Source organism: Chryseobacterium sp. FG46, assembly GCF_057809135.1.
This window is the reverse complement of record NZ_JBMDJJ010000011.1, coordinates 116,385-140,365: the sequence shown is the minus strand read 5'-3', so window position 1 is coordinate 140,365 and position 23,981 is coordinate 116,385. Positions and strand designations below refer to the sequence as shown.

At 33.0% G+C, this 23,981-nt stretch carries 19 protein-coding genes and 2 tRNA genes; 7 read left to right on the top strand and 14 right to left on the bottom strand.

The window, feature by feature from the left end; genetic code table 11:
- Positions 1-142: 142 nt before the first annotated feature.
- A tRNA-Phe gene (locus ACODR7_RS10585) sits at positions 143-215 on the bottom strand.
- A gap of 377 nt (positions 216-592) precedes the next feature.
- On the opposite strand from ACODR7_RS10585, the gene ACODR7_RS10580 reads away from it, so the two are divergent.
- Positions 593-2,242 (top strand): NUMOD4 domain-containing protein, encoded by a 1,650-nt coding sequence (locus tag ACODR7_RS10580; RefSeq protein WP_488838986.1) that lies wholly within the window; start codon positions 593-595, stop codon positions 2,240-2,242.
- A gap of 395 nt (positions 2,243-2,637) precedes the next feature.
- Here the strand turns inward: ACODR7_RS10580 and ACODR7_RS10575 are convergent, their stop codons facing one another.
- The 8 genes from ACODR7_RS10575 to ACODR7_RS10540 all read right to left on the bottom strand — a co-directional run bounded on the left by ACODR7_RS10575 (position 2,638) and on the right by ACODR7_RS10540 (position 9,053).
- Positions 2,638-4,800: a peptidase domain-containing ABC transporter gene (locus ACODR7_RS10575; RefSeq protein ID WP_488838985.1), complete on the bottom strand. Its 2,163-nt coding sequence runs from the start codon at positions 4,798-4,800 to the stop codon at positions 2,638-2,640.
- The gene (locus ACODR7_RS10570) at positions 4,800-5,882 is read right to left on the bottom strand and encodes an HlyD family secretion protein (protein WP_488838984.1); all 1,083 of its coding nucleotides are present in this window, start codon (positions 5,880-5,882) and stop codon (positions 4,800-4,802) included. The genes ACODR7_RS10575 and ACODR7_RS10570 overlap by 1 nt, the downstream gene beginning before the upstream one ends.
- 14 nt (positions 5,883-5,896) lie before the next feature.
- Positions 5,897-6,337 carry a CPBP family intramembrane glutamic endopeptidase gene (locus ACODR7_RS10565; RefSeq protein WP_488838983.1) on the bottom strand — a complete coding sequence of 147 codons (441 nt, stop codon included), beginning with the start codon at positions 6,335-6,337 and terminating at the stop codon, positions 5,897-5,899.
- 56 nt (positions 6,338-6,393) lie between these two features.
- Complete coding sequence (locus tag ACODR7_RS10560; protein WP_488838982.1) at positions 6,394-6,573, bottom strand: hypothetical protein; 180 nt, start codon at positions 6,571-6,573, stop codon at positions 6,394-6,396.
- Between the two features lie 20 nt (positions 6,574-6,593).
- The gene (locus ACODR7_RS10555) at positions 6,594-6,749 is read right to left on the bottom strand and encodes a hypothetical protein (RefSeq protein WP_156121181.1); all 156 of its coding nucleotides are present in this window, start codon (positions 6,747-6,749) and stop codon (positions 6,594-6,596) included.
- Between the two features lie 20 nt (positions 6,750-6,769).
- Complete coding sequence (locus tag ACODR7_RS10550; protein WP_488838981.1) at positions 6,770-6,946, bottom strand: hypothetical protein; 177 nt, start codon at positions 6,944-6,946, stop codon at positions 6,770-6,772.
- A gap of 22 nt (positions 6,947-6,968) precedes the next feature.
- Positions 6,969-7,097 carry a hypothetical protein gene (locus ACODR7_RS10545; RefSeq protein WP_488838980.1) on the bottom strand — a complete coding sequence of 43 codons (129 nt, stop codon included), beginning with the start codon at positions 7,095-7,097 and terminating at the stop codon, positions 6,969-6,971.
- A gap of 240 nt (positions 7,098-7,337) precedes the next feature.
- Positions 7,338-9,053 carry a helix-turn-helix domain-containing protein gene (locus ACODR7_RS10540; RefSeq protein WP_488838979.1) on the bottom strand — a complete coding sequence of 572 codons (1,716 nt, stop codon included), beginning with the start codon at positions 9,051-9,053 and terminating at the stop codon, positions 7,338-7,340.
- Between the two features lie 344 nt (positions 9,054-9,397).
- Here ACODR7_RS10540 and ACODR7_RS10535 point away from each other — a divergent pair, with 344 nt between their 5' ends.
- From ACODR7_RS10535 to ACODR7_RS10525, 3 genes are read left to right on the top strand one after another with little or no spacing between them, the layout of a single operon-like run.
- Positions 9,398-11,575 carry a prolyl oligopeptidase family serine peptidase gene (locus tag ACODR7_RS10535; protein ID WP_488838978.1) on the top strand — a complete coding sequence of 726 codons (2,178 nt, stop codon included), beginning with the start codon at positions 9,398-9,400 and terminating at the stop codon, positions 11,573-11,575.
- Entirely contained in the window at positions 11,576-13,750 is a 2,175-nt protein-coding gene (locus tag ACODR7_RS10530; protein ID WP_488838977.1) for a lantibiotic dehydratase family protein, read from the top strand.
- Positions 13,751-13,755: 5 nt separating this feature from the next.
- Positions 13,756-14,598 (top strand): thiopeptide-type bacteriocin biosynthesis protein, encoded by an 843-nt coding sequence (locus ACODR7_RS10525; protein WP_488838976.1) that lies wholly within the window; start codon positions 13,756-13,758, stop codon positions 14,596-14,598.
- A gap of 71 nt (positions 14,599-14,669) precedes the next feature.
- Here ACODR7_RS10525 and ACODR7_RS10520 read toward each other — a convergent pair.
- The 3 genes from ACODR7_RS10520 to ACODR7_RS10510 all read right to left on the bottom strand — a co-directional run bounded on the left by ACODR7_RS10520 (position 14,670) and on the right by ACODR7_RS10510 (position 17,954).
- Positions 14,670-14,742, bottom strand: a tRNA-Phe gene (locus ACODR7_RS10520).
- A 109-nt stretch (positions 14,743-14,851) separates the two neighbouring features.
- A complete protein-coding gene (locus ACODR7_RS10515) occupies positions 14,852-16,693 on the bottom strand; it encodes a bifunctional lysophospholipid acyltransferase family protein/GNAT family N-acetyltransferase (protein WP_076596049.1) in 1,842 nt (613 codons plus the stop codon).
- A gap of 22 nt (positions 16,694-16,715) precedes the next feature.
- Positions 16,716-17,954, bottom strand: coding sequence for an aspartate kinase (locus tag ACODR7_RS10510; protein ID WP_488838975.1), 1,239 nt, complete (start codon positions 17,952-17,954; stop codon positions 16,716-16,718).
- A gap of 324 nt (positions 17,955-18,278) precedes the next feature.
- Here ACODR7_RS10510 and fbp point away from each other — a divergent pair, with 324 nt between their 5' ends.
- Together fbp and ACODR7_RS10500 are read left to right on the top strand one after the other, a co-directional pair.
- Positions 18,279-19,295 carry a class 1 fructose-bisphosphatase gene (gene fbp, locus ACODR7_RS10505; RefSeq protein ID WP_488838974.1) on the top strand — a complete coding sequence of 339 codons (1,017 nt, stop codon included), beginning with the start codon at positions 18,279-18,281 and terminating at the stop codon, positions 19,293-19,295.
- Positions 19,296-20,300, top strand: coding sequence for an o-succinylbenzoate synthase (locus ACODR7_RS10500; RefSeq protein ID WP_488838973.1), 1,005 nt, complete (start codon positions 19,296-19,298; stop codon positions 20,298-20,300).
- Between the two features lie 15 nt (positions 20,301-20,315).
- Here the strand turns inward: ACODR7_RS10500 and ACODR7_RS10495 are convergent, their stop codons facing one another.
- Positions 20,316-20,483: a bacteriocin-like protein gene (locus ACODR7_RS10495; RefSeq protein WP_488838972.1), complete on the bottom strand. Its 168-nt coding sequence runs from the start codon at positions 20,481-20,483 to the stop codon at positions 20,316-20,318.
- A gap of 424 nt (positions 20,484-20,907) precedes the next feature.
- Positions 20,908-22,038 carry an alpha/beta hydrolase gene (locus ACODR7_RS10490; RefSeq protein ID WP_488838971.1) on the bottom strand — a complete coding sequence of 377 codons (1,131 nt, stop codon included), beginning with the start codon at positions 22,036-22,038 and terminating at the stop codon, positions 20,908-20,910.
- Positions 22,039-22,191: 153 nt separating this feature from the next.
- Here ACODR7_RS10490 and ACODR7_RS10485 point away from each other — a divergent pair, with 153 nt between their 5' ends.
- On the top strand, positions 22,192-23,865 hold the full coding sequence (locus tag ACODR7_RS10485; RefSeq protein ID WP_488838970.1) for a glutamine--tRNA ligase/YqeY domain fusion protein: 1,674 nt from the start codon (positions 22,192-22,194) through the stop codon (positions 23,863-23,865).
- Positions 23,866-23,981: the final 116 nt, after the last annotated feature.

Below are 23,981 nucleotides of genomic sequence, written 5' to 3'. Positions count from 1 at the left end.
TTCTATTCAGATTATCCAAACTTTTTGCTTAGTCCCCAACTTTTGCGCTTGATCCGTCAAAACAGACAATGTAATTTTTGAAGAACATAATCAGAATAAATAAAAACAAAAAAACCTCTAAACTGAATTAGAGGTTTTAAAGTGGTTTCTCCAGGAATCGAACCAGGGACACATGGATTTTCAATCCATTGCTCTACCAACTGAGCTAAGAAACCATTTATGTTTTTGTTTATTACTTCGTTGTTTTAAAGTGATGCAAAAGTATAATATTTTGTAATACCACGCAAGTTTTTTGAGTTATTTTTTTGATGAAATGTATTGGTGTAGCCTGTTTATGTATTCAATGCGCTGTTCATCAATTATTTGGAAGGATTCTTTTTTTTATTTTTTTTTAAATATTATTTTTAATAGTTTTCTGCCAGTGTATTTTCATTACTGAAATTGATTTTTATTCTGAAATTATTGTCCTTATATGTTCCTGATAAGACAATAATTGAAAAATAAAACGAGAGCTATTTTTGATTTTATAAAATTTCAGGTTAAATTCGGGATTGGGTTACATCAAGTAATTTACAAAACAAATTTTTGACTTATGAAATTACCTACTGAATTAGGAGATGAATATATAAACAAAGTTCTTTCCAACCTTTCCTTGGAAGATCTTCCGGGTGAAGAGTGGAAGCTGATAGAGGACTTTGAAAATTATACTATTTCTAATCATGGAAGGCTAAAAAGTTTGGAACGGTGGGTTCCTGTTCCCAACGGAGGAGAGCGAAAAATATTGGAGAGTATTAAGAAACCACAGCTCGAGAGATATTTAAACAAGTATTTGAAAACTCATTTTTATCATGTGAGATGTAGTCTCTTTAGTGAAGGAAAAGTATATGGAAAATCAGTAGCACGTTTGGTATATTATCATTTTGTTGAAAAATTTGATATGGATGATCGTTCATTTCTTATATCTTTTAAAGATGATAATCGGTTTAATGTACATTTTAGTAATTTGGAAAAGTTAACCCTCAATAAACTACGTAGTAAAACCCTTAATAAAGGTAGAGGGAAGAAAGGCAACTATCAGCAGACAGTAAATCAATACACGGTTGACGGTGACTTTGTTGCAAGCTATAAAAATATTTATGCAGCAAGTGAAGTGCTTGGAATTTCTCCTCGTCACATTCTATCTGTACTCAACAAGAACAGGATTACTGCAGGACAGTTTCTATGGTTTTCAGAAGAATATATGCCTACTAAAGAAGACTTTATACCGAAGACTAAAAGTAAGCCGGAAAAAATACTCAATACAAGTCTATGGAAAAGACTCGGGCAGCCGCTAATTGAGGAAAGCAATCCGCCGGCCTGTATGAATTTATCACTAAAGGATCTTCCTGGTGAAAGGTGGAAGCCAGTTCCTGATCTTGAGGGATGTTTTGCCATTTCCAACAAAGGAAGAATAAAGCGGCTAAGCAGCTGGACGGAGAATAGAAACAAAACTTTTTGGAAAGAGCATATCATATCGCTCTTTGTACTAAGGCCTGATAATAAATCGTATTATTTTTATACTAAATTAAGCTATAAGGGACGAAATCATCCTATAGCTATTACCCGATTGCTATATTATTGCTTTGTCGAAAAATTTGATCTTACAGACAAAGATCTGGTGATTGTAAACAGAAATGATCCACAATGGGATTTAGAAATTTCGAAATTAACCTTACAGTCTGTTACTACAATCCTTACTGAAAGAAATAAACAGTATGCTACTAAGGTAAGAACGGTACTTAATTCCAAAGAAGTATTCAATAATCCTCTTTGGGAAAAACTAGGCAAACCCCGGATTAATAAGAAAAGTCCTCCAGCCGTTTTCGATTTAAGTTTAAGAGACTTATCGGATGAATGCTGGAAGTCACTACCCGGTTTCAAGGGTAAATATGTTATTTCCAATAAAGGAAGGATAAAACGATTGAGGGGATGGAAATCTGGTGCTGAATTGTATGGAGAGGAACAGATTTTATCTTTGAAGTTTAAAAAATCAGATTCTCCTTATCTTTATTTTACTCTGCGTACGAATGAAGGACGATTTGAAAAAAGACTTCCAAGAATGCTTTACTATTGTTTTATTGAAGAATTTGATCTGAATGACAGAACACTATGGATAGTTAATAAAAATGAGACTCAATGGGATATGGATATGTCAAAGCTTTTATTATGCTCTATGGCAGACTCTCTTAAAAATAAGAAATAAGTTATCAATGTCGCTTAAATGTTGCCCTCAAATTCTCCAGTTGTAAAAATGATGAAAAAGAGTTACCCCATTTTGCTCAGATTAAATAAACAGATAAATGGCCTGCAAGGATTGTTAAAGAAATAAATATTAATTATCTCCTAATTTTAGGATTTTTTTTTAATATTATTGAAATTTAATTATTTAATCTGTTTTAAAGTTATTCAATTTGATTATAACTGTCAGATTAAGTATTGACTAATTCATTTCAACTTTGCCTTTTTATCTTTTTAAAGAATCAAATTTTTGTTCTGTCAATTAGAAATTTTTAGGCTACTTATTTATAAAATTCTACCTAAAAGTTCCATAACAATTAAAAATAGAGTAAGTATAAAATCAATCATAATATTTTAGTTTTAATAGTCTAATCGAGCACCTTGCTTTTCCCACATCGATTTGTAAATTGATTCTTTGGAAATAAGTTCAAGATGATTACCTTTTTCAATAACCTGCCCGTCCTTCATCACCAAAATAGTATCAGCATTGGCGATAGTGCTTAGGCGATGGGCAATAACAATCATGGTTTTTTTCTGATTTCTGAATTCCTGTAAAGTGTTTTGAATAACCAATTCTGATTCTGTATCCAAAGAAGAAGTGGCTTCATCTAAAATTAATATTTCCGGATTTTTATATAAAGCTCTTGCAATGGCAATTCTCTGTTTCTGACCACCGGAAAGCAAAGCTCCGTTTTCACCTAAATACGTTTGAAAACCGTTGGGTAGCTTTTCAACGAAAGTTAATATACCCAGGTTTTTTGTGATGTTTAAAATCCTCTGTATATCCGGAAATTCTTCTCCTAAAGCAATATTTTCAATCACATTTCCTGAAAATAAATCGATCTGTTGCGGAACTACAGACACTAAATTTCTTAAAGAATAGTTGGAGATATAATTGATGTCATAGTCTCCAATCATAATTTTTCCTGCTTTGAGTGAATATAAATTTTGAACTAAAGAAGCTAAAGTCGTTTTACCACTGCCACTTTCTCCAACAATAGCAGTTGTTTCTCCCTTTTTTATAAGACAATTGAAGTTTGTAAAAACTTCGGTTCTGCTGCCATAACTAAAACCTACCTCCTTAAACTCAATATCTCCAATATTGTCTTTTGTTAATTCTAATTTATCTGTATTTTCCTCACGATCCAGATCCATGATTTCAAAAAGACGATCGGCAGCGATTAATGCATTCTGAATGGTTTTGTTCATTCCGATTAATTGCGATACAGGGCTTGTAAAATAGCCGATCAAAGCATAAAATGATAATAATTCTCCGGGAGTGATCACTCGGTCAATTACATACCCTGAACCTGCCCAAAGTAATACAATCGTAAATATTCGGGATAAAAATTCTGAAGAATTGCCGGAAAATAAAGCATTCATTACCGAAGCATAAATTGTTTTTAATAATTTTGAAAAAGCATTATCCGTTTTATTATTAGCAAAAGTTTCTACTCCAAATTGTTTTATAGTCTTTACAGAAGTGATGGATTCCACTAAGTGAGATTCAAGTTCGGCACTTTCTTCCATCAGCCTTCTTTCAACTTTTTTATTCAGCGTATTGGTGAGCCAATACACTAAAAAATAAAAAGGAATTACCAGTGCAGTAATTAATGCTAATTTCCAGTAATAGGTAAACATCAAAGCAAATGAAAAAATAATGATAAATAAGTTTACAAAAATCTGTATGGAAACATCATTAATAAACGTTCTTATTTTTACCGCATCATTTACTCTTGAGATAATTTCCCCAACCTTCATTGTATCAAAGAATCGTTGAGGTAATTTTAGCAAATGCTTGTAATATCCGAGAATAAGGTGCTTGTCCATTTTTTGCCCGGTTTGCAATACCAAAACACTTTTCATAGCTCCAATGAATATTTGAAATAGTAATATTACAATCATTCCTACAGAAAGAAGGTTTAAAAGCCTTTTATTTCCGTCTATCAGAACATAATCTGTTATTTTTTCAATATAAATAGAGGTTGATAATCCCAAAATAGTATACACCAATGCGCCTAATAAAGCTTGGATTAAAATACTTTTGTGGGGCTGAACTAAGTTCCAGAATCTTTTATAGAGACTTGTTTTTTCATCTTTTTGTTCAAAATATTCATTAGGTTCCAATAGAATAAGCACTCCTGTCCATATTTTTGAAAACTCTTCTATTTTGTAATCCTCCAATTTTCCTCTTGCGGGGTCCATCACCGTTATTTTATCTTTCGCAACTTTGTAAATGACCACATAATGATGCATTTGTCCGTTAACAATAACATGGGCAATAGCTGGCAATGGAAGTTCCGGCAAAGCATCAACACCTCCTTTTACCCCTTTTGCATTGAAACCCATTTGTTCCAACCCCTGTATTAACCCTAGAACATTCGTTCCCCTTGTATCAGTATGACAGATCTGCCTGATCTTGGCAATTGGCATTTTTAATCCGTAATGGATGGCAACGGAAGCAAGACAAGCAGCACCACAATCCTTTAGATCATGCTGTTTTATTAAAATATCTTTTTTCATTACTTTAGTTTCGGGTTAAACCAATCATCAACTCTGTCGAACAATAGTTGCCACAATGTGCGGTCTATCAAATGAAAACGGGCCGTAAAGCTCATTCCCTTCCCGATATTTCCTTTATATCCGCTTTTCAGTTGCAAATAATGATGATCCATTTTGCAAAGCACTCTGAAAAAGGCTTCTCCGGTTTGTTGGTTTACTTTAATATTTTGATCTATTTCCTGCACCTTTCCTTCCAGCAGGCCCCATTGATTATAATTATAAGTGTCGATCTGGAATTTTACATTTTGTCCGGTATGGATAAAGCCTATGTCTTTTGGAGAAACCAAACATTCAGCAATTAGGCTTTGTTCAGGAGATATTTCTCCTATGCTTTGCCCTTGCACCAAAAAATTACCTTTCTGTATTCCTGAAAAATTAACAAGCCTTCCCGAAATTGGAGCTATAATGATATAGTTTTTTTGTTCTTGGTTGATACGTTGTACTTCTGAACCTAGAGAACGTAACTGTCTTTCTATTTCCCTTTTTTGAGCTTGCCATTGAGCTATTTGTTGTTCTTTGATTCCTGAAATTTGTTTTTTTAACCCTTGATAATCATAATAATATTTATCGTATTCTGCTTTAGGAATTACCCCCTGATTGTATAGGCTCACAGCTCTGTCATAATCTTTTTGAGCTAAAGACAATTGTGTTTGTACCTGAGCAATTTTTTCCTGCATTGCCGAAAGTTCTCTTTGATATTGCCCGGTTTGTAAACCAGAAGTTTGTCCTCTTGTCAGTTGAATTAAGTCCTGTAACTGTGCTGAGTAATCTGAACTTTGGCTGTTTTGCAAATTCTTTTGAGTATCCAGCTGCTCTGCTGTTACGATCAGCAAAGTATCACCTTGTTTGAGTTCCTGGTTATTCTTTTCTAGTTTACTATAAATAATTCTCCCAGAAACAATAGCAGAAATTTTAGTGTTCTCCTGAACAGATCGTATTACTCCTCTTGATGAAGAGGAAATGGGGACTTTTATTATTGGTAAAATGCATAGGAAGGTAATTACAAGAATTAATATCCCTATATAAATTGATTTTTTGAACATTGAAAAAGTGATTTTTACATTATAAATAGATAACCGTAAAGATTAAATAACGCATGGAAGAGAACAGTTAAAATATAACAATACTTATTGTTGTGCTTATAATAATAGACATAAAGATTATTTAGAATTAATCCTCCGAAAAATGTCATCACAATATATAACCAATTGTAGTAATGCATTGAGGAAAAAACAATACTCATAATGACTATACACATTACATTGTTTTGGATTTTAATTTTTTTAAGAATTAGATACAAAATATGCTGGAAAATCAATGTTTCTACAATAGGAGCTATACAAATTGCAACGAAGTTAAGTTCATTTTTTGAAATATTCTGGTGTTTGTTGTAAGTGACATTAAAATGTAAGTAATTGTCATTGACATAATTGAAAAAATACCCATTCAGAACTGCTAAGATAAATGAAATTATAAAGAAAATAATTAGCTTTTTCATAAATGATAAAATGCTACCTTATTATAAAGGTAGCAATTTTTATTAGTTAATAATTATTAATTATAACCACCTCTCGGTCCTCCAACAGGATGTGAAGCGATTGTATCTGCAGCAGCTACGATTGCATCAGCTGCAGCATGAGCACCAGCTCCGATTGCATAAGCAACATCGTACCAAAAACCATCACCTCCATTAATTGATAATAGTTCGGCGTTTGTAAGGGCTTCTAAATTCATATTCAGTTTTAATTTTAAAATTAATGACCTGCACTAGCATAATAACCTGCCAATGCCACCTGACGTGCATATTCACGTGCTACTGCTCCAGCCGCATAAGCTATATCATACCAAAAACCATCACCCCCGTTAACTGTTAATAACTCAGAGTTTGTAAGTGTTTCTAAATTTTTCATAATATTAATTTGTTAGTTAATTATTTTTTTGGTGGGTTGTAATGCCCATTCCATCCATCTGAAAGCCCATCTTTGATTTCATTCCAATTTTCTATAACTTGTTCTAAAATCCACCAAGCCCCACCATTACCGCCTCCGTTTACTGTAATAGTCTCATGAGCTTCAAGCTCGACTAAGTTTAATTTTTCTAGATTCATTTTAATTTAATTTTAATCGTTATTAAGGATTTAAAGGTGGAGTACCTGTATATATAACATTACCAAGAATATTAATTGTTTGTGGATCTCCACCAATTGAGCCGCCTTCAATTGTTAATAGCTCATTTGTTGTTAAAAATGTTAATTTCATTTTTTTAAATTTTTAAATTCCTTTTTGTCATACAATCCCTGACATGGGAGTTTTGCTGATCAGCTCTATTTATACTTTTCATACTGCGCATTATGAAAAGAAAAATATTTGTGTTTTTACCTGAGACAAACTTAGGCAAGAGTTGAACATAAAAAAAACAATAGGTATCAGGATTTATAAATCCATATTATGAATTTATAAATTATTAATATTAAAGTTGTTGAAAATCAGTTAATTATATTATTGTTGAGTTTCAATTTCTTTAATGTAAATTGAAGGGGTAGTTCCAGTTTTTTTCTTAAATGCAACCGCAAATGCCTGCACATTATTATAACCAATTTCTTCCGCAATAGCCGGTAATTTATAAGACCGGAATTTTTTATCTTTTACAAGTCTTTCCAAAACATAATCAATACGCAGATCATTAAGATAAGAAGTGAAATTCTTCCCTTTATGATTATTGATCGTTTCGGACAAATAAGACGTATTGGTTTTTATATTTTTTGCCAGACTGGCTAGTGTAATGCCATTTTTTAAAAACAATTGTTTAATTTCAAAAGCTTCCAATTCATTTAGAATAAATAGAGTAACCTCTTCCGGAACAGTTTTAGTTATTATATTTTCTGTTTCAGTATGTTCAGGAATTAGAGATAGCTCAGGAATTTCTTTTTTAATATCTGTAGTAGATTCAGAATTTCTTTTTTCAATACTATGAATCAGTTCCTGGGCAATTTTCCGGTGTTCTTTTGCTGTTTTCTTTGCTTTATAATAGAGATATAGAACCAATAAAAGAATTAGTAATAAAAAACCAATCGAAGCATATAAAATTGTTTTCCTGTTTTTTAGATCGTTGATAATCTCTTCTTTTTCCTGTAAAAGGTTAGGGGTATCATATTTCTTGGGCAGTTCTGTGGACAAATATTGAAACTGCTCATCAAGTTTTTTGTCTACTTTTAAAAAACGATCAATATAATACAATTGTTTTTCTTTATCGTTCTTTTCTTTATAATAGTCTATTAGGTAAGTGTATACTTCCCGAAGTTCTGGGAAGGTAATATTAGTTTTCTGTACATTAGAGTCTAAAATAACAAAATATTTAACTGCTTTCTCTTTATTTGCCATTCCTTCAAAAGCTTTACCCAAATTAAAAAGTGCGTAATTTGCATTATCATCATTGATGCTGGAGAAATATTGATAAGCTTTAGATAATTCTGCTATGGCAGCTTTATATTTTTTTTGTTTAAGATTATAATAGCCAGAATAATAAAAATATTGGTTAACTATATATTTATTTTTACTTGTGAATTGTGATCTTTGACCTTCTCTAATTAAAAAATTGGCCGAATCTAATTTATTAAGTTCGATATAACAATATATAAGACTTATACGCATTTGATTATGTTGGGATTCATCTGTAATATTATTACCATTATATAAATAATATCTGAAAGTCTTAGCTGCTTCTGCATTTTTACCTATATAGCTATTTAAATATCCAATATTTATATTAGCATATGCAGTCATTTTACGATCATTCTGTTCTTTGGCATGTTGTAATCCTAAGATATAATTATCTAAAGCAACTTTTAAATTATCATATTTATAATAAAGATTTCCTTTCATCAAATCTGTCTGAGAAGGATATATTGTCCCTTTTAAATTTTTCGTAATTATTGCTGTACTGTCCAGATATTTTAGTGCATTGGGAAAATTTTCATTAAAATGCATAAGGACATAGCCGTCAGCTATTTGAAGGTTTTTTTTTTCTTTTTTTGCTTTTTGTAGATAATATTGAGCTATAATTTTTGCTTTATCTGTTTGGATATTTTCATTATAGTTATAAAATTTATCTTTCAATTGAGCATAATTCAATTCACTTAAGGTGTCGACAATATTTTTTTGAGCATAGATTAAATTACCCAACAGTAATAGAATAGGAAATATTAATTTCATCATTTTGTAATTGAAATGCATTATTAACTATAAAAAATAAAAAGTGATATTTATGTTTCATAATTCTCATATAAGTGCAATACAAAAGTATTAATTTCAATATATAAAATTGCATTATATATTAATATGTAAGCTTTTTAGGATTATAAATTTATAAATCTATACATCTATACATCTATACATATAGTTTTTTAAATCTAAAGATATTTAATTTGTTACATGCAATTGAATTTTTCAAATTTGAAAATTATAATGATTAAAATTAATATGAGTATAATTGGGCTTATAAAGCTCATGAATCTGCTCTTTCTATCAAAAGACCAGTCAAGTGCTAAATGTAAATGATAATGAAGCAATTAATATTTATCATTATTTGTTTTTTCTCGATTTTTTCTTATTCCCAAAAAACTAACTTATCACCTTCTAAACCAGTTACAGAAAGTTATTTTGGAACTAAGATTATTGATGAATACCGAAATTTGGAAAGTTTAGAAGATCCTAATACTATTAATTGGATAAAATCTCAAACAGCATATACCAACTCAATTCTTGATCGAATTCCTAAAAGGAATTATTATGTAGAGAAAAGATTAGAACTTGATAAAAGGCAAGGATATTCTGTATCTGATTTGAAAATAACAGGTAATGATAAATATTTTTATTTAAAGAAAAATGAAAATGAAAAAATCTCCAAGCTTTATTATAAGGATGGATTTTCAGGAAAAGAAGAATTGCTCTATGATCCTGTTAATTATAAAAATAACGAACGCAATCATGATTTCGTTATTAATTACATAAGTCCTAGTTGGGATGGTAGTAAAATTGCAATTTCTATGTCTGAAAAAGGGAATGAGTTAGCAGATGTAATTATTATGGATGTTAAAACAAAATATATTCAGCCAGAAATTCTTACTAATACAGCACCTGCTTCTTTTGATGGAATTAAATGGCTAAATGATAACACTGGCTTTTTTTGTGTAGCTTTTTCTACAATTGATTCTAAATCTAAAGATTTTTATAAAAATACACGAACTGTTTTATACAAAATTGGAACAGATTCAAAGAAATTAATTGAAATTTTTTCTGCTAAATATAATCCTGAATTAAAAATGACCGAAGATCAATTTCCTATGCTTTTAGATTTTGATAAAGAAGATCAGTATTATATAGGTATGGTTGCAGACTATAGTTATTACAGAAAAACCTTTATTATTAGTAAAAAAGATTTACTAGAGGGTAAAAAAAATTGGAAGCTTTTATCTGAACCAAATGATAAAGCAAAAAATTTAGAAATCTGGAATAATGACATTATTTTTGTTTCAGGCTATAATTCATCTTTTAATAAACTATGTAAAACGAGTATTAATAATTTCAACTTTAAAGACCCAGAAGTTTTAGTTCCTGAAAAAAAAGATGAAATTATTAAAAGTTATAGAATCACTAAAGATGGTATTTATTACACTACCACCAAAAATGGAGTGGAGGCTAAATTATATTTGCATAAAGATGGAAAAGATATTCATATCCAACTTCCATATCCATCAGGAAATATTAATTTGGAAAATAAAGGAGTAAATTACTCTGAGTTTTGGATAACATGCTCAGGCTGGGCAAATGAGGGACAACGTTTTAAGTATGATGTAATGACTAATACTTTGAAGCCTGAGAATCTTACACCTATTACAGAGTACCCTGAATTCAAAGATATAATAGTAAAAGAAATTACTGTAAAAGCTAGAGACGGAGAAGAAATCCCGGTATCACTAATATATAATAAGAATCTCAGAAAAGATGGTAAAAATATGGTGCTTATTGATAGTTATGGTTCTTATGGAATATCCTATGCTCCTTTTTTCGCAAAAATGTATTTATTATGGATTAACCAGGGAGGTATGGTTGCTGTAGCTCACGTAAGAGGTGGAGGAGAAAAAGGAGAGCAATGGCGTTTGGGAGGATATAAAGAAACAAAACCTAATACCTGGAGAGATTTAATAGATTGCACAGAATATTTGATAAGGGAAAAATACACCTCAAAAGATAAAGTTGCTATTTGGGGTGCTAGTGCTGGAGGAATTACAGTGGGCAGGGCTATGACTGAAAGACCAGATCTTTTTAAAGCTGTTATTGCAGAGGTTGGTGTAATGAATCCTCTTAGAGATGAGACAACACCTAATGGCCAGCCAAAAGAATTTGGTACAATAAAGGATCCAAAAGAATTTAAAGCTCTGCTGGAAATGGATTCTTACCACCATATTAAAAAAGGAGTAAAATATCCTGCAACTTTTATATCTGGAGGAATAAACGATCAGAGAGTTATCGTTTGGGAACCTGTAAAATTTGCAGCAAAGCTAATGGCTAATAACGCTTCTAATAATCCAACTTTATTAAAAATAGATTTTGAAGGAGGTCATGGAGGTAATATTCCTTCAGCACAACGATACGCCAACTTAGGAGATATGTTTGCCTTTGCATTATGGCAACTAGGACATCCTGATTACCAGCCAAAAGAAAACACAAAAAAATAAATGTCACGTTTTCCGTATCAATTTTTTGATGAATATGTAGTGCGTACTCCTTTATTTTCACGCAAAAACTTTCAACAGACAATAAGTAGCAAAGATGAAATTACAGATGCAGAACTGAAGGAAATCTGCATCAATCCCATATTTCAGGAGGCTGTTTATTTGGCTTCACCAGATTTACATGATGAGCTGGCTAAATGGATTAATTCAGAAAAAGAAAATCAAAAGCTAAAACAAACCCTGTTAAAATATTATAGCCGAATAAGTACGCGATGTACTCCATTCGGCTTATTTTCATCGGTTGGGTTGGGATCCTTCGACAAGCTCATGATAACAATTCCAGTTTCAGAAAAAATTAGAGATACCAAATTGGATATGCACTTTCTTGTTTCCTTAGCTCAACATTTTGTGCAGCTACCGGAGATAAGAAACAAGCTTTTGTTTTTTCCTAATAACAGTATTTATAAAGTAGGAAGCAGGATCCGCTATATAGAATACCAGTACAACGAAGGAAAAAGGGAGTATATTATTTCTTCAGCCCCACTTTCTGAGGAATTACAGCAGATATTAAATTTTTCAAAAGAAGGAAAAACGATACGGCAAATTGCGGAAATTTTGATTGATGAAAAAATCATACAAGACGAGGCCCTGGAATTTGTAGAAGAACTCATCAATAATCAGGTATTGGTAAGCGAATTGGAACCTAATGTTTCGGGAAACGATTTTTTGGATACTATCATTACTATTCTAGGTAAAAGAGAAATAAAAAAAGAGGCTGAAATTTTAATTTCGATAAAAAATAAACTGGATGAATTAGACAAAAACATTAGTAATCCAATCTCCAAATATGCTGAAATCGAAGAATTAATAAAACCCTTTGCAATAGAATACGAGCCAAAGTATCTCTTCCAGACTGATCTTTATAATAAAGCATTGCCTCATTTGTCCTTTGAATGGAAAAGGCAATTAAAAAAGGGAATAAGAATCTTGAACAAAATCACTTTGAGTCAAAGGGAAAATGAATTTTCAAAATTTAAAAAAGCCTTTAGTGAAAGATTTGAAACACAGGAGTTGCCATTGCTGTATGTTCTGGACAATGAAATAGGTATTGGTTACAAACAAAATGTTGCTGCAAAAGGTATTCATCCTTATTTGGAAGATCTGATTTTTCCGGTTTTACAAAAAAATCAAAACAAGAATATTGAGCTTACTCCGGTTCAACAGATCCTTAATGAAAAGGTGCAGGAAGCTTTATCTGATAATCAATATAGTATTACATTATCTGATGAAGATTTCAAAGATTTTGAAGAGAAATGGGATAATTTACCGGATACCATATCCATAATGACAGAGATAATTTCTGATAACAGCCAGAAAAAATTATTATTAAAAAATAGTACCGGAAGTAGTGCTGCTGATCTTCTAGGGCGATTTTCTTCAGAAAAATCACAAGTTCAGAGTCTCACAAAAAAGATTACTCAAAAAGAACAAGAGCTGAATCCTGATGAGATTTTGGCAGAAATTATCCATTTACCAGAAGCAAGAATAGGAAATGTAATCAGGAGACCAACTTTAAGGCAATATGAAATTCCTTATTTAGCCCAGTCGCTTTTGCCTGCAGAAAATCAAATACAAGTTGAGGATTTGTATATTTCCTTAAAAAATGATGAAATTGTTTTACGGTCAAAGAAATTGAACAAGAAGATCATTCCTTATTTAACAAACGCTCACAATTACTATACAAATACTCTTCCTGTCTATCATTTTTTATCTGATCTGTATTCTCAAAATACCAGATCCGGGCTTTATTTCAGCTGGGGTGGATTAGAGCATATTTATAGATTTCTGCCAAGAGTAGAATATGATAATATTATTCTTTCAAAAGCCAGATGGAAAATTACTGAAAAAGATATTTCTTCTTTGGATTTATTAAATTCAGATAAAGAAGATTTTTTGCTGAAACTAAGAAATTGGAGAAGCAAAAGAAAAACTCCTGTGTGGATTCAATGGGTAAAGTTTGATAATACTTTAACGATCAATCTGGAGAATTACGATATGGCAAAGCTTTTTATTCAGGCTGTAAAAAGTGAAAAATCAATCATTATAGAAGAGTTTTTATATAACGAAAATGATGAATTTAAAAGAGAATTCATTTTCCCCATGCACAAAAATAAATAACTGTTGTGATAAAAAGAAAATTTGTTCCGGGAAGTGAATGGCTGTACCTGAAAATCTATACAGGTGTGAAAACAGCAGATCTTATTTTGGAGGAAGCAGCACAGCCTTTGGTAGAATACTTTCAAGAAAATAATTTTATTTCAAAATGGTTTTTTATCCGTTATAATGATCCGAAACCACATTTAAGAGTAAGGTTTAAATTAAATAGTATTGATAACTGTAATAAGATTATTGAGAAAATAGATGAAGCCCTATATGAATCTGTAGAGAGTGGAGAAATTTCAAACATTATATTTGATACTTATAATAGAGAAATTGAACGTTACGGGGAAAACACCATTGAAGATGCTGAAACCTTATTTTGCAAAAACAGTGAATTTACTTTTCAATGTCTGCACTATGAAGATGAAGAGAAAATTATTGTTTCTCTTTTCTATATTGATGAAATGTTGAATAAGCTAAACCTTTCAGTTCAGGAGAAACTAGATTGGATAAAAGATTTTAATACAGCTTTTAAACAGGAATTTAATGCTGATAAAAAATTAAATTCTCAATTGGATAAAAAATATCGGGAGTTTAAACCAAAATATTTAGATTTTACTAGATCGGTAGATTTTTTGGAAGAGCGAAATGTGATTATGTCTAATATTGAAGAGAGTAATTTAGTGTTGCGGAATATTATTAACCACCATAAAAATCAATCTTTAGGAATATCATTGCAAAGCTTTTTCAGTAGTATTTTTCACATGAATATCAACCGGTTGTTTGTTTCTAATCAGCGTTTGTTTGAGATGGTTATTTATGATTATCTATTAAGGTATTACAAAATGAAATTATATATCCAATAATCCATATCATCCCTGATCCCTGTTATACGTAAAAATACAAAAAAACCTCTGACTAATCAGAGGTTTTAAAGTGGTTTCTCCAGGAATCGAACCAGGGACACATGGATTTTCAATCCATTGCTCTACCAACTGAGCTAAGAAACCATTATATTTTTGTTTGACTTACTTCGTAGTTTTAAAGTGATGCAAAAGTAGTAAGTTTTAGTATACAAAGCAAGTATTCATCGTACTTTTTTTGCATAAAGTTAAAAACCTACTGATTATCAGCCGGATTATTTTCCTGTTCTTTTCTGATCTGCTCACTCATCTCTTCCAATACCGGTTTGATCGTGTTTTCCGGAAGATCACTGATTCGGATATACATCAATCCGTCAATCGCATCATTGAAGTTAGGATCCACGTTAAAAGCAATTACTTTAGCATTTTGTTTAATATATTTCTTGATCAGAACAGGAAGTCTCAATTCAGGTTCAAGATCATCAATAATCTTGTCCAGCTTATTCAGGTCAGACTCCATTTCCTCAAAGAAAATGTTTTTATCCCTGTCGCGAAGCTTTACCTTGTATTCATTTCTCGGAGTGATATATTGAGCTACTGCAGAATCAAAATAATTAGAACGCATAAACTCAATCATTAGCGATTTTGAGAACTCAGAGAACTTATTAGAGATACTTACACCACCCATAAGAAATTTATGATCAGAATTTCTCAGACATACATGCACAATCCCTCTCCATAAAAGGAAAAGTGGAAGTGGTTTCTGCTGATATTCCTGGCAGATGTAGGCACGCCCCATTTCAATCACCTTTTTAAAGAAAGGGTGTATGTCCTGCTCAAACTCAAATAAAGAGCTTGTATAAAAGCCTTTGACGCCATATTTTTTCATCACTTCTCTACCCAATGCCATTCTGTATGCACCAGCCAGTTTTTTCTCACCGTTATCCCATAGGAAAAGGTGGTGGTAATGCTTGTCATACTCATCAAGGTCAAACGGAAGATTACTTCCTTCACCTACCGCACGGAAAGTAAGTTCTCTCTGACGTCCGATTTCCCTCATAATAGATGGAATTTCCTCGTAAGTCGTGAAATAGATCTCATAATTCCCGTTACTGAAAAGCATTTTATCAGTTCCTCTTAATTTGTCAACATCTTTAATGATATCTTCTAGAGGCGTTTCATCAATGATATTCTGAACAATATTTTCTTCCTTCAATAAAGGAAATTTTACAGATAAATTCTGAAGATTGATACTTTGAGCAAGAGATTTTCTTTTTTCATAATAAGATTTCATCATATAAACCTTACGTTTCAGAAACTCTCCCAATTCCTCAATTGTTTCCATATCATCCATTGCTTTCACAGTAATAGGACGCCCGATCCTGATTCTGATAGGTTTTTCCCTGTCATTCATCATTTCTGCAGGAAGCATCAGTGTCTGTAAATTCGGGTGAAGCTTAGCCACCTGATAAAAAAGTCTGCTGTTCTTGGCATGGAAATACATAGGAACTACCGGCACTTTAGCCATTCTGATCAGCTTAAGTGCCGTTTTTTCCCATTCCTTATCTAAAATTTCTCCGTAAGGATTATTCTTGTTGGAAACTTCTCCTGCCGGGAAAATACCTACACAGCCTCCATTTTGCAAATGCTTGAGTGTTTCACGCATTCCCGAAGAACTGCTGTAAGCTTCTTTTCTATTTTCAAAAGGATTTACAGCGATTACATAAGGTTCCATCGGTTTGATCTTCTCCAAAAGGAAATTACCCATTACCTTGAAATCCGGACGAACCTCTGTGAGAACTTTGCACATCAGGATTCCGTCAATAGCACCCAGCGGATGATTGGAAACCAGAATAAATGGCCCCGTTTTCGGAATCTTTGCCAGATCTTCTTCAAAAGCTACATAGCTTAGGTTTCTTTCTCTCACAAATGAGTCGAAAAAGTCTTTGCCTTCCTTGTCTTTTAGTTTGTCGTATAATTTATTTACTTCGTTTATTTTAGCAATGCTCATCACAGCAGATGCTACCGGGTTCTTGAGAAACCCAATTTTATTTAAGCCGGAAGCTTTGATCAGATCGTTTTTCGAAATTAAACTCATGTGTGTTTAGTCGCAATTAATATTATTGTGTTACCATTTGAAGAGTATTCTTGGAGATTTGTTCCAATAATACATTTTTTTCATGGTAAAATTTATCAATGTGATCCTTCTTCGCATTTCTTACTGTGAATAAAGATACATTTTTAATTGCTTCGGTTTTAAAAATTTTTTGAAGCTCGTTGTTAAGCTCATCAATATGATTAAATTTATCCTCAAGGCACAGTGCCAGAGAGATCGCAGAATTCTGCATCAGGGAAACTTTGATCTTATATTTGGATAAATATCCGAAAATCAGGCTCATGTGATCTTCTGCAATAAAAGAGAAGTCTCTGGTAGAGATTTTCAAAAGATCCTGGTTTTCTTTTAAAATATAAGATTCTTCCTGTTGGTTTTTGTCGGAAGCACCTACTTTTGTTCCTTCTTTGGTAGGATCTACGAAAGATTTTACATAAAAAGGAATGTTTTTTTGCTGTAGTGGCTGTAGTGTTTTCGGGTGAATAACACTTGCACCATAGTAAGCCATTTCAATAGCTTCCTCATAAGAAATATTGGAAAGAAGAGTTACATCACTGAACTTTCTCGGATCTCCGGTCATTACTCCCGGTACATCTTTCCAAATTGTCATTGCTTCAGCATTTAAGCAGTAAGCAAAAATAGCAGCAGAGTAGTCAGAACCCTCTCTTCCTAAGGTTACCGTAAAATTGTTGTCGTCAGAACCAATAAATCCCTGAGTTACATAGCATATTTCAGGATTAAGATGGGAAATAAATTCTTCCGTTTTTTTCCAGTCTACCGTACCTTCTCTGTAAGAATTATCGGTTTTTATATAATCTCTGGCATCCAGCCATTGATTTGTAAACTGAATTTCATTCAGGTATTCACTCACTATTTTTGTAGAGATCATTTCGCCACAGCTTACCACCTGATCGTATACGAAGTTGTAGTTAGGCGATTTATTTCTTCTTAAAAAAGAATCAATATCATCAAAAAAGACTTTGATTTCAGCAAAAACCGCATGATTTTCAGGAAAAAGTCCTTCCGCAGTTTCAATGTGTTTTCGTTTTATCTTTTCAATCTCAGTTTGATAGTTATCTTTTTTGAAATAAAGTTCTACAACTTTTTCCAACTCATTGGTCGTTTTACCCATTGCTGAAATTACCAGCAAGCATTTGGCAAATCCCTGGCTTTTTAGAACCATGGACACGTTTTTTACACTGTCGGCATCTTTTACTGATGCTCCACCAAACTTGAAAATTTTCATTAAATTGTTAAAAATAAAATTGTTAGATAAAAAATTACATGAGTTTTTTACGGACGTCAAAATTATAAATTTACAACGAGATATGAAATAGCCATGTGCGGAGATAGAATTAAGATTTCCTTAAAATCAACAATTCATGAAATAATCTGAATTTTTTACAGGCATAAAGTAGCAAATTTGGAGACCATATTTTCATTAAAACCCTGATATTATGTTGTGCTTTGCTTGTATCTCTCTGAAATACAGAAGTTAATCTCTTTTTTAATTAAATTTTCTTAATGCGATAAATTTTCCGAAATTTGGGCAAAACGTAAAAAGAAAAATATGTCAAATCAACCATTACAGACTTTAGGAGAATTTCTTATAGATAAACAGGACGATTTTCAGTATTCTACAGGTGAATTTTCTCGTCTTCTAAGTGCAATAAGATTGGCTTCGAAAGTGGTAAACAGAGAAGTAAATAAAGCCGGAATTGTAGATATAACAGGAGCTGCAGGAAACCAGAACATTCAAGGGGAAGAGCAGCAGAAATTGGATGTGATCGCTAATGAAATTTTTATTACGGCTTTATCTCAGAGAGAGGTTGTTTGTGGTATTGCTTCTGAGGAAAATGATGATTTTATTGATATTAAATGTGGTGAAAACGGACATTTAAGCAAATATGTGGTATTAATTGATCCTTTGGACGGATCTTCCAATATTGATGTCAATGTTTCCGTAGGAACTATTTTCTCCATCTACAGAAGAGTTACAGAACCGGGAACTCCTGTGCAGCTGGAAGACTTTTTACAGAAAGGTGTCAATCAGATTGCTGCGGGATATGTTATTTACGGTTCATCTACCATGATTGTTTACACAACAGGTAACGGAGTAAACGGATTTACATTAGATCCGTCTTTAGGAACCTATTATCTTTCTCATCCTAACATGACTTTCCCAAAAACGGGTAAAATCTATTCTATCAACGAAGGAAACTATATCAAATTTCCGCAGGGAGTAAAAAATTACCTTAAATACTGCCAGATGGAAGAAGGTGACCGTCCTTATACTTCAAGATATATTGGTTCTTTGGTTGCAGACTTCCACAGAAATATGCTGAAAGGAGGAATTTATATTTATCCATCTTATTCACAGGCTCCCAATGGAAAATTAAGACTTTTATACGAATGTAATCCAATGGCATTCCTTGCAGAGCAGGCAGGAGGAAAAGCAACAGACGGATTCAGAAGAATTCTTGAAATAGAACCTACAGAACTTCACCAGAGAATTCCTTTCTTCTGCGGAAGTATTGAAATGGTAGAAAAAGCTGAAGAATTTATGCGTATTGACAGCGTAAAATAAATGGAAGCAACTTACTTACAATATTTATTACAATTTAAACGCCCGAGTGGAACATCTCGAGGCGTTTTGCTTGATAAAGAGACCTTTATTCTGACTATTTCCGAAAAAGGAAGAAAAGGAGTAGGGGAATGTGCTGTTTTCAGAGGACTGAGTTTTGATGACAGGCCTGATTATGAAGAAAAACTGAAGTGGCTTTGTGAAAATATCAATCAGGATACCGACTTTTTGAAAGAAGAACTGAAAGAATTTCCTTCCATCTGGTTTGGATATGAGCAGGCAATTCAGAATTTGAAATATGATGGCAGTCTTTATTTTCCAAGTGAATTTACCGAAGGAAAATCTGCCATTACCATTAACGGTCTGATATGGATGGGCGATGCGGGATATATGGAAGAACAGATTCAGGAGAAGCTGGATAAAGGATTTCATTGCATTAAATTAAAAATTGGTGTCGATTGGAAATCTGAGCACGTTATTCTTCAGAAATTAAGAGAAAAGTTCTCCAAAGATCAGCTGGAACTTCGTGTGGATGCCAATGGTGGATTCAGTAAAGAGGAAGCGGTAATTGTTTTACAACAGCTTGCTGATCTTCATATTCATTCCATTGAACAGCCTGTCAAAGCCGGAAATTGGGATGATATGGCTGAGTTATGTGCAAAAACACCTATTCCGATTGCATTGGATGAAGAACTGATCGGAATTACTGATCCTGAAAAAAAGAAACAGCTTTTAGAAACGATAAATCCTCAATATATTATTCTGAAACCTGCTTTAGTAGGAGGATTTTTGGGTTCAGATGAATGGATTTCTCTGGCGGAAAATCAGAATATAGGCTGGTGGATTACCTCAGCTCTGGAGAGTAATATCGGCTTGAATGCCATTGCTCAGTATACATTTACCAAAAAAAATCCAATGCCTCAAGGTTTAGGCACTGGAGCTTTATTTGTCAATAATTTTGAATCCGATTTAGAACTCAGAAATGAGCTGCTGTGGTTCAAAATATAACTGTTACAAAATTTATTAGCATAATGGCGGTGGTGAATCCGGGCAAGTAGTCTGCCCACAGTAGTCAGGAGCCCATGATCTGCAGCACATGGCAGCCGGATTCCAACTATTACACCCAAGAGGCGGTCTTCCTCCTTTGATGCTTTTTAATTCCCCTCTTTTGATTTTCTTTAGATTTTTCATGATAATAATTTTATTTGATTGGTAAGTAAATGTCGATAACTTTTTTTAATTATACAACATGTGGAGAATTATTTAGTAATATTTAACAATTTCTCTGGAATATTTAAATAGTATTGAATATGGGTTGGGTTGGTCGCTGTCTTTTAACCTGGCAATCCCTTCCTGTTCAGAATATATAAATTTTTTTTATCCGGTCTGTAGGGGAGACCTGGTAGTTGTGATTCGGATATTTTACTGATTTAAAGGTTTTTACCCAATTAAATCACATCTTTTACGAAGATGGCTTTCTTTAAATAATTTAATATAAAAGAAACCCTTTTTTTAATCTGTCCCATAATAAAAAATTATATTTCCCTATTGTTTGAATTAGCAATCTTTGTGCCATACTGTAATTGAGGGCTAATTTTAACATAGGATTTATTTTTTAAGAAATAATTGTGAAAACATTTTCGTTATCTTTTGTTCTGTTGGTGATAAGATTTCTGTCAATTCCGTATAAATTCTGGAAGATATCATTTTGTACCTGCGAGCTTGAAAGATATCCCCAATGGTTTCCCACTTCATATTTAAAGCTGCCCAGAAGATCATCTTTTACGAAGGTACAATCAATAACAGACACAATATCTTTATACTGATCAATTCCACTGGGACCGTTTTTGCCAAGTCTTGGGGTGAGAATATTTTTTGTAAACTGAGAAGCCCCCAGAATAATATCCTGTCTGTTCAAGTAAATAGAAATCCTGTTGGCCAATAAAGGAAGTTTATTAAATGAGTCCTCGGAATCTTCAAATACTTTATAGCTCACATCGGCATTCAGCAATACAACCTGGTCAATTACACGAAGGATATTTTCCCTTTTAAGGCTGTATAACATGCTTTGAAGCACTCTGTTTCCCATAGAGTGCGCCATTAGATGTATTCTTTGATTGCAGGGAGCAAGATTCCGGTTGGAAAAAATATCTTTTAAAAATTGAGTATAGAAATAAAACATTCTCATTAGCGATGTTCCGGAATTGATGCTGGAAGCCTTATCATCAAAATAACTCAATGGGATTATACTGCCGGAGGCCGGCCAGCTCACAAATAAGATATGCTCTACAGGAGACGCAGGATTATCAATGAATATTTTCTTAAGATCAAGGATAGCCTTTAATTCGTCATCAAAATCATACAAATAACCATGAATGAATATTAAGACATCACTTCTGTCTTTGGTAGATGACATATTCTTGTATAATTCATAAAACATTCTTTGGGTTCCGCCAAGATTATTGGCCGTAAGAGAAGATTTTTTAATTCCTTTTTCACTCAACAGAACGTCTAAAACTTCTTCATAACCCTGTTTTTCGGGTTCAGAAAAAAGTTGGTAATTTAAAATATTTCTGTTGGTGTAGTCTTTTTTCTTTTTGACCTGTGCAGTAGGTTTCTTATAATTGTCAAAATCACATTTAGCGATTCTGAAATTAGGAATTGAGTATTCTTCATTGGAAAAAGAGTCTACTCTTTCGTCTTTGTGCCGGATAATTTTCCGGTTGCTTAAGATATAAACGGCCATGAGGGGTAATGGGTTAAAATGGTATTAGCTTTCCCAAGTTAGTGAAAAATATTGAATTACAATCAATGAGGCTTTTAAATTATCACTTTTACAAAAGCTTATTTTTACGTAACTTTGTGAAACTTTTTTTGCTAAAAAATAAAAGCTACTTTAATGGAAGAAGAAAAAAAATCACTCAATTTTATTGAGCAAATTATAGAAGATGATTTGGCAAACGGTCTGAAAAGAGATCAGATCCGTTTCCGTTTTCCACCTGAACCCAATGGTTATCTGCATGTAGGGCATACAAAGGCTATCTGCATCAACTTTGGTCTTGGTGAAAAATACAATGCTCCCGTAAACCTTCGTTTCGACGATACGAACCCTGAAAAAGAAGAACAGGAATTCGTAGATTCTATCATGAAAGACGTTGAATGGTTAGGTTTCAAATGGGATAAAGTTTTGTACGCATCCGATTACTTCCAGCAGCTTTACGATTGGGCCGTTCAGTTAATTAAAGAAGGAAAAGCTTACGTAGACGAGCAGCCGTCTGAAGTGATTACTGAGCAAAGAAAGAACCCTGCAGAACCGGGAATTGAATCTCCATACAGAAACCGTCCTGTGGAGGAATCCTTGGATTTATTCGAAAGGATGAAAAACGGGGAATTTGAAAGTGGTTCAATGTCTCTTCGTGCAAAAATCGACATGGTTTCGCCCAATATGAATATGCGTGACCCTGTGATGTACAGAATTTTGAATAAGCCTCACCACAGAACAGGTACAGCCTGGAAAATTTATCCTATGTACGACTGGGCTCATGGTGAATCTGATTATATCGAACAAATTTCGCATTCATTATGTTCTTTGGAGTTTGAAAACCACAGACCTTTGTACAACTGGTATTTAGATCAGGTTTACGAAGAAGGAAGAGTTAAAAACAAGCAGAGAGAATTTGCAAGGATGAATGTTTCCTATATGATTACTTCCAAAAGAAAGCTTCAGAGACTGGTAGCTGAAGGGGTCGTAACCGGATGGGATGATCCTAGAATGCCTACTATTTCAGGGATGAGAAGAAAAGGATTTACTCCTGCTTCTATCAGAAACTTTATTGAGAAAGTAGGAGTAGCAAAAAGAGAAAACCTTATCGAAATTCAGTTGCTTGATTTCTGCGTGCGTGAAGACCTGAATAAGGTTGCCAAGCGTGTGATGGCAGTTGTAGATCCAGTGAAATTAGTGATCGAAAACTATCCGGAAGACAAAGAAGAATGGTTGGAAACTGAGAATAATCCTGAACAGGAAAATGCAGGAACAAGAGAAGTACCATTCTCAAGAGAAATCTATATAGAACGTGAAGACTTCAAAGAAGAAGCTAACAATAAATTCTTCAGACTTAAATTGGGTGGAGAAGTTCGTTTGAAATCTGCCTACATCATCAAAGCTGAAAGGGTAGAGAAGGACGAAAATGGTGAGATTACTACCATCTACGCTACTTATGATGAGAAGAGTAAGTCGGGAAGCGGAACAGAGGAAAGTTTAAGAAAAGTAAAAGGAACTTTACACTGGGTATCTGCAAATCATGCTATTCCTGTAGAAGTAAGAATCTATAACCAACTGTTTACAGTGGAACAGCCTGATGCGGAAAAAGATGTAGATTTCTTAAACTTCATCAACCCTGAGTCTGTAACAACGGTAAAAGGATTTGCTGAGCCAAGTCTGAAAGACGTTGCTGTGGGAGAACCATTACAGTTCCAGAGAATCGGATATTTTACAAAAGATCAGGATTCTACAGATGATACATTGGTATTTAACCGAACAGTAACTTTGAAAGATTCTTATAAACCTGAATAATTTTCAGGAACAGATCATAAAATAAAAGCAGGACTTCATTTGAAGTCCTGCTTTTTTGTTGTTGGAATACGCGAAGGCGCAAAGAAATTTATGCATTCTGGATATTTTTGAGGCGC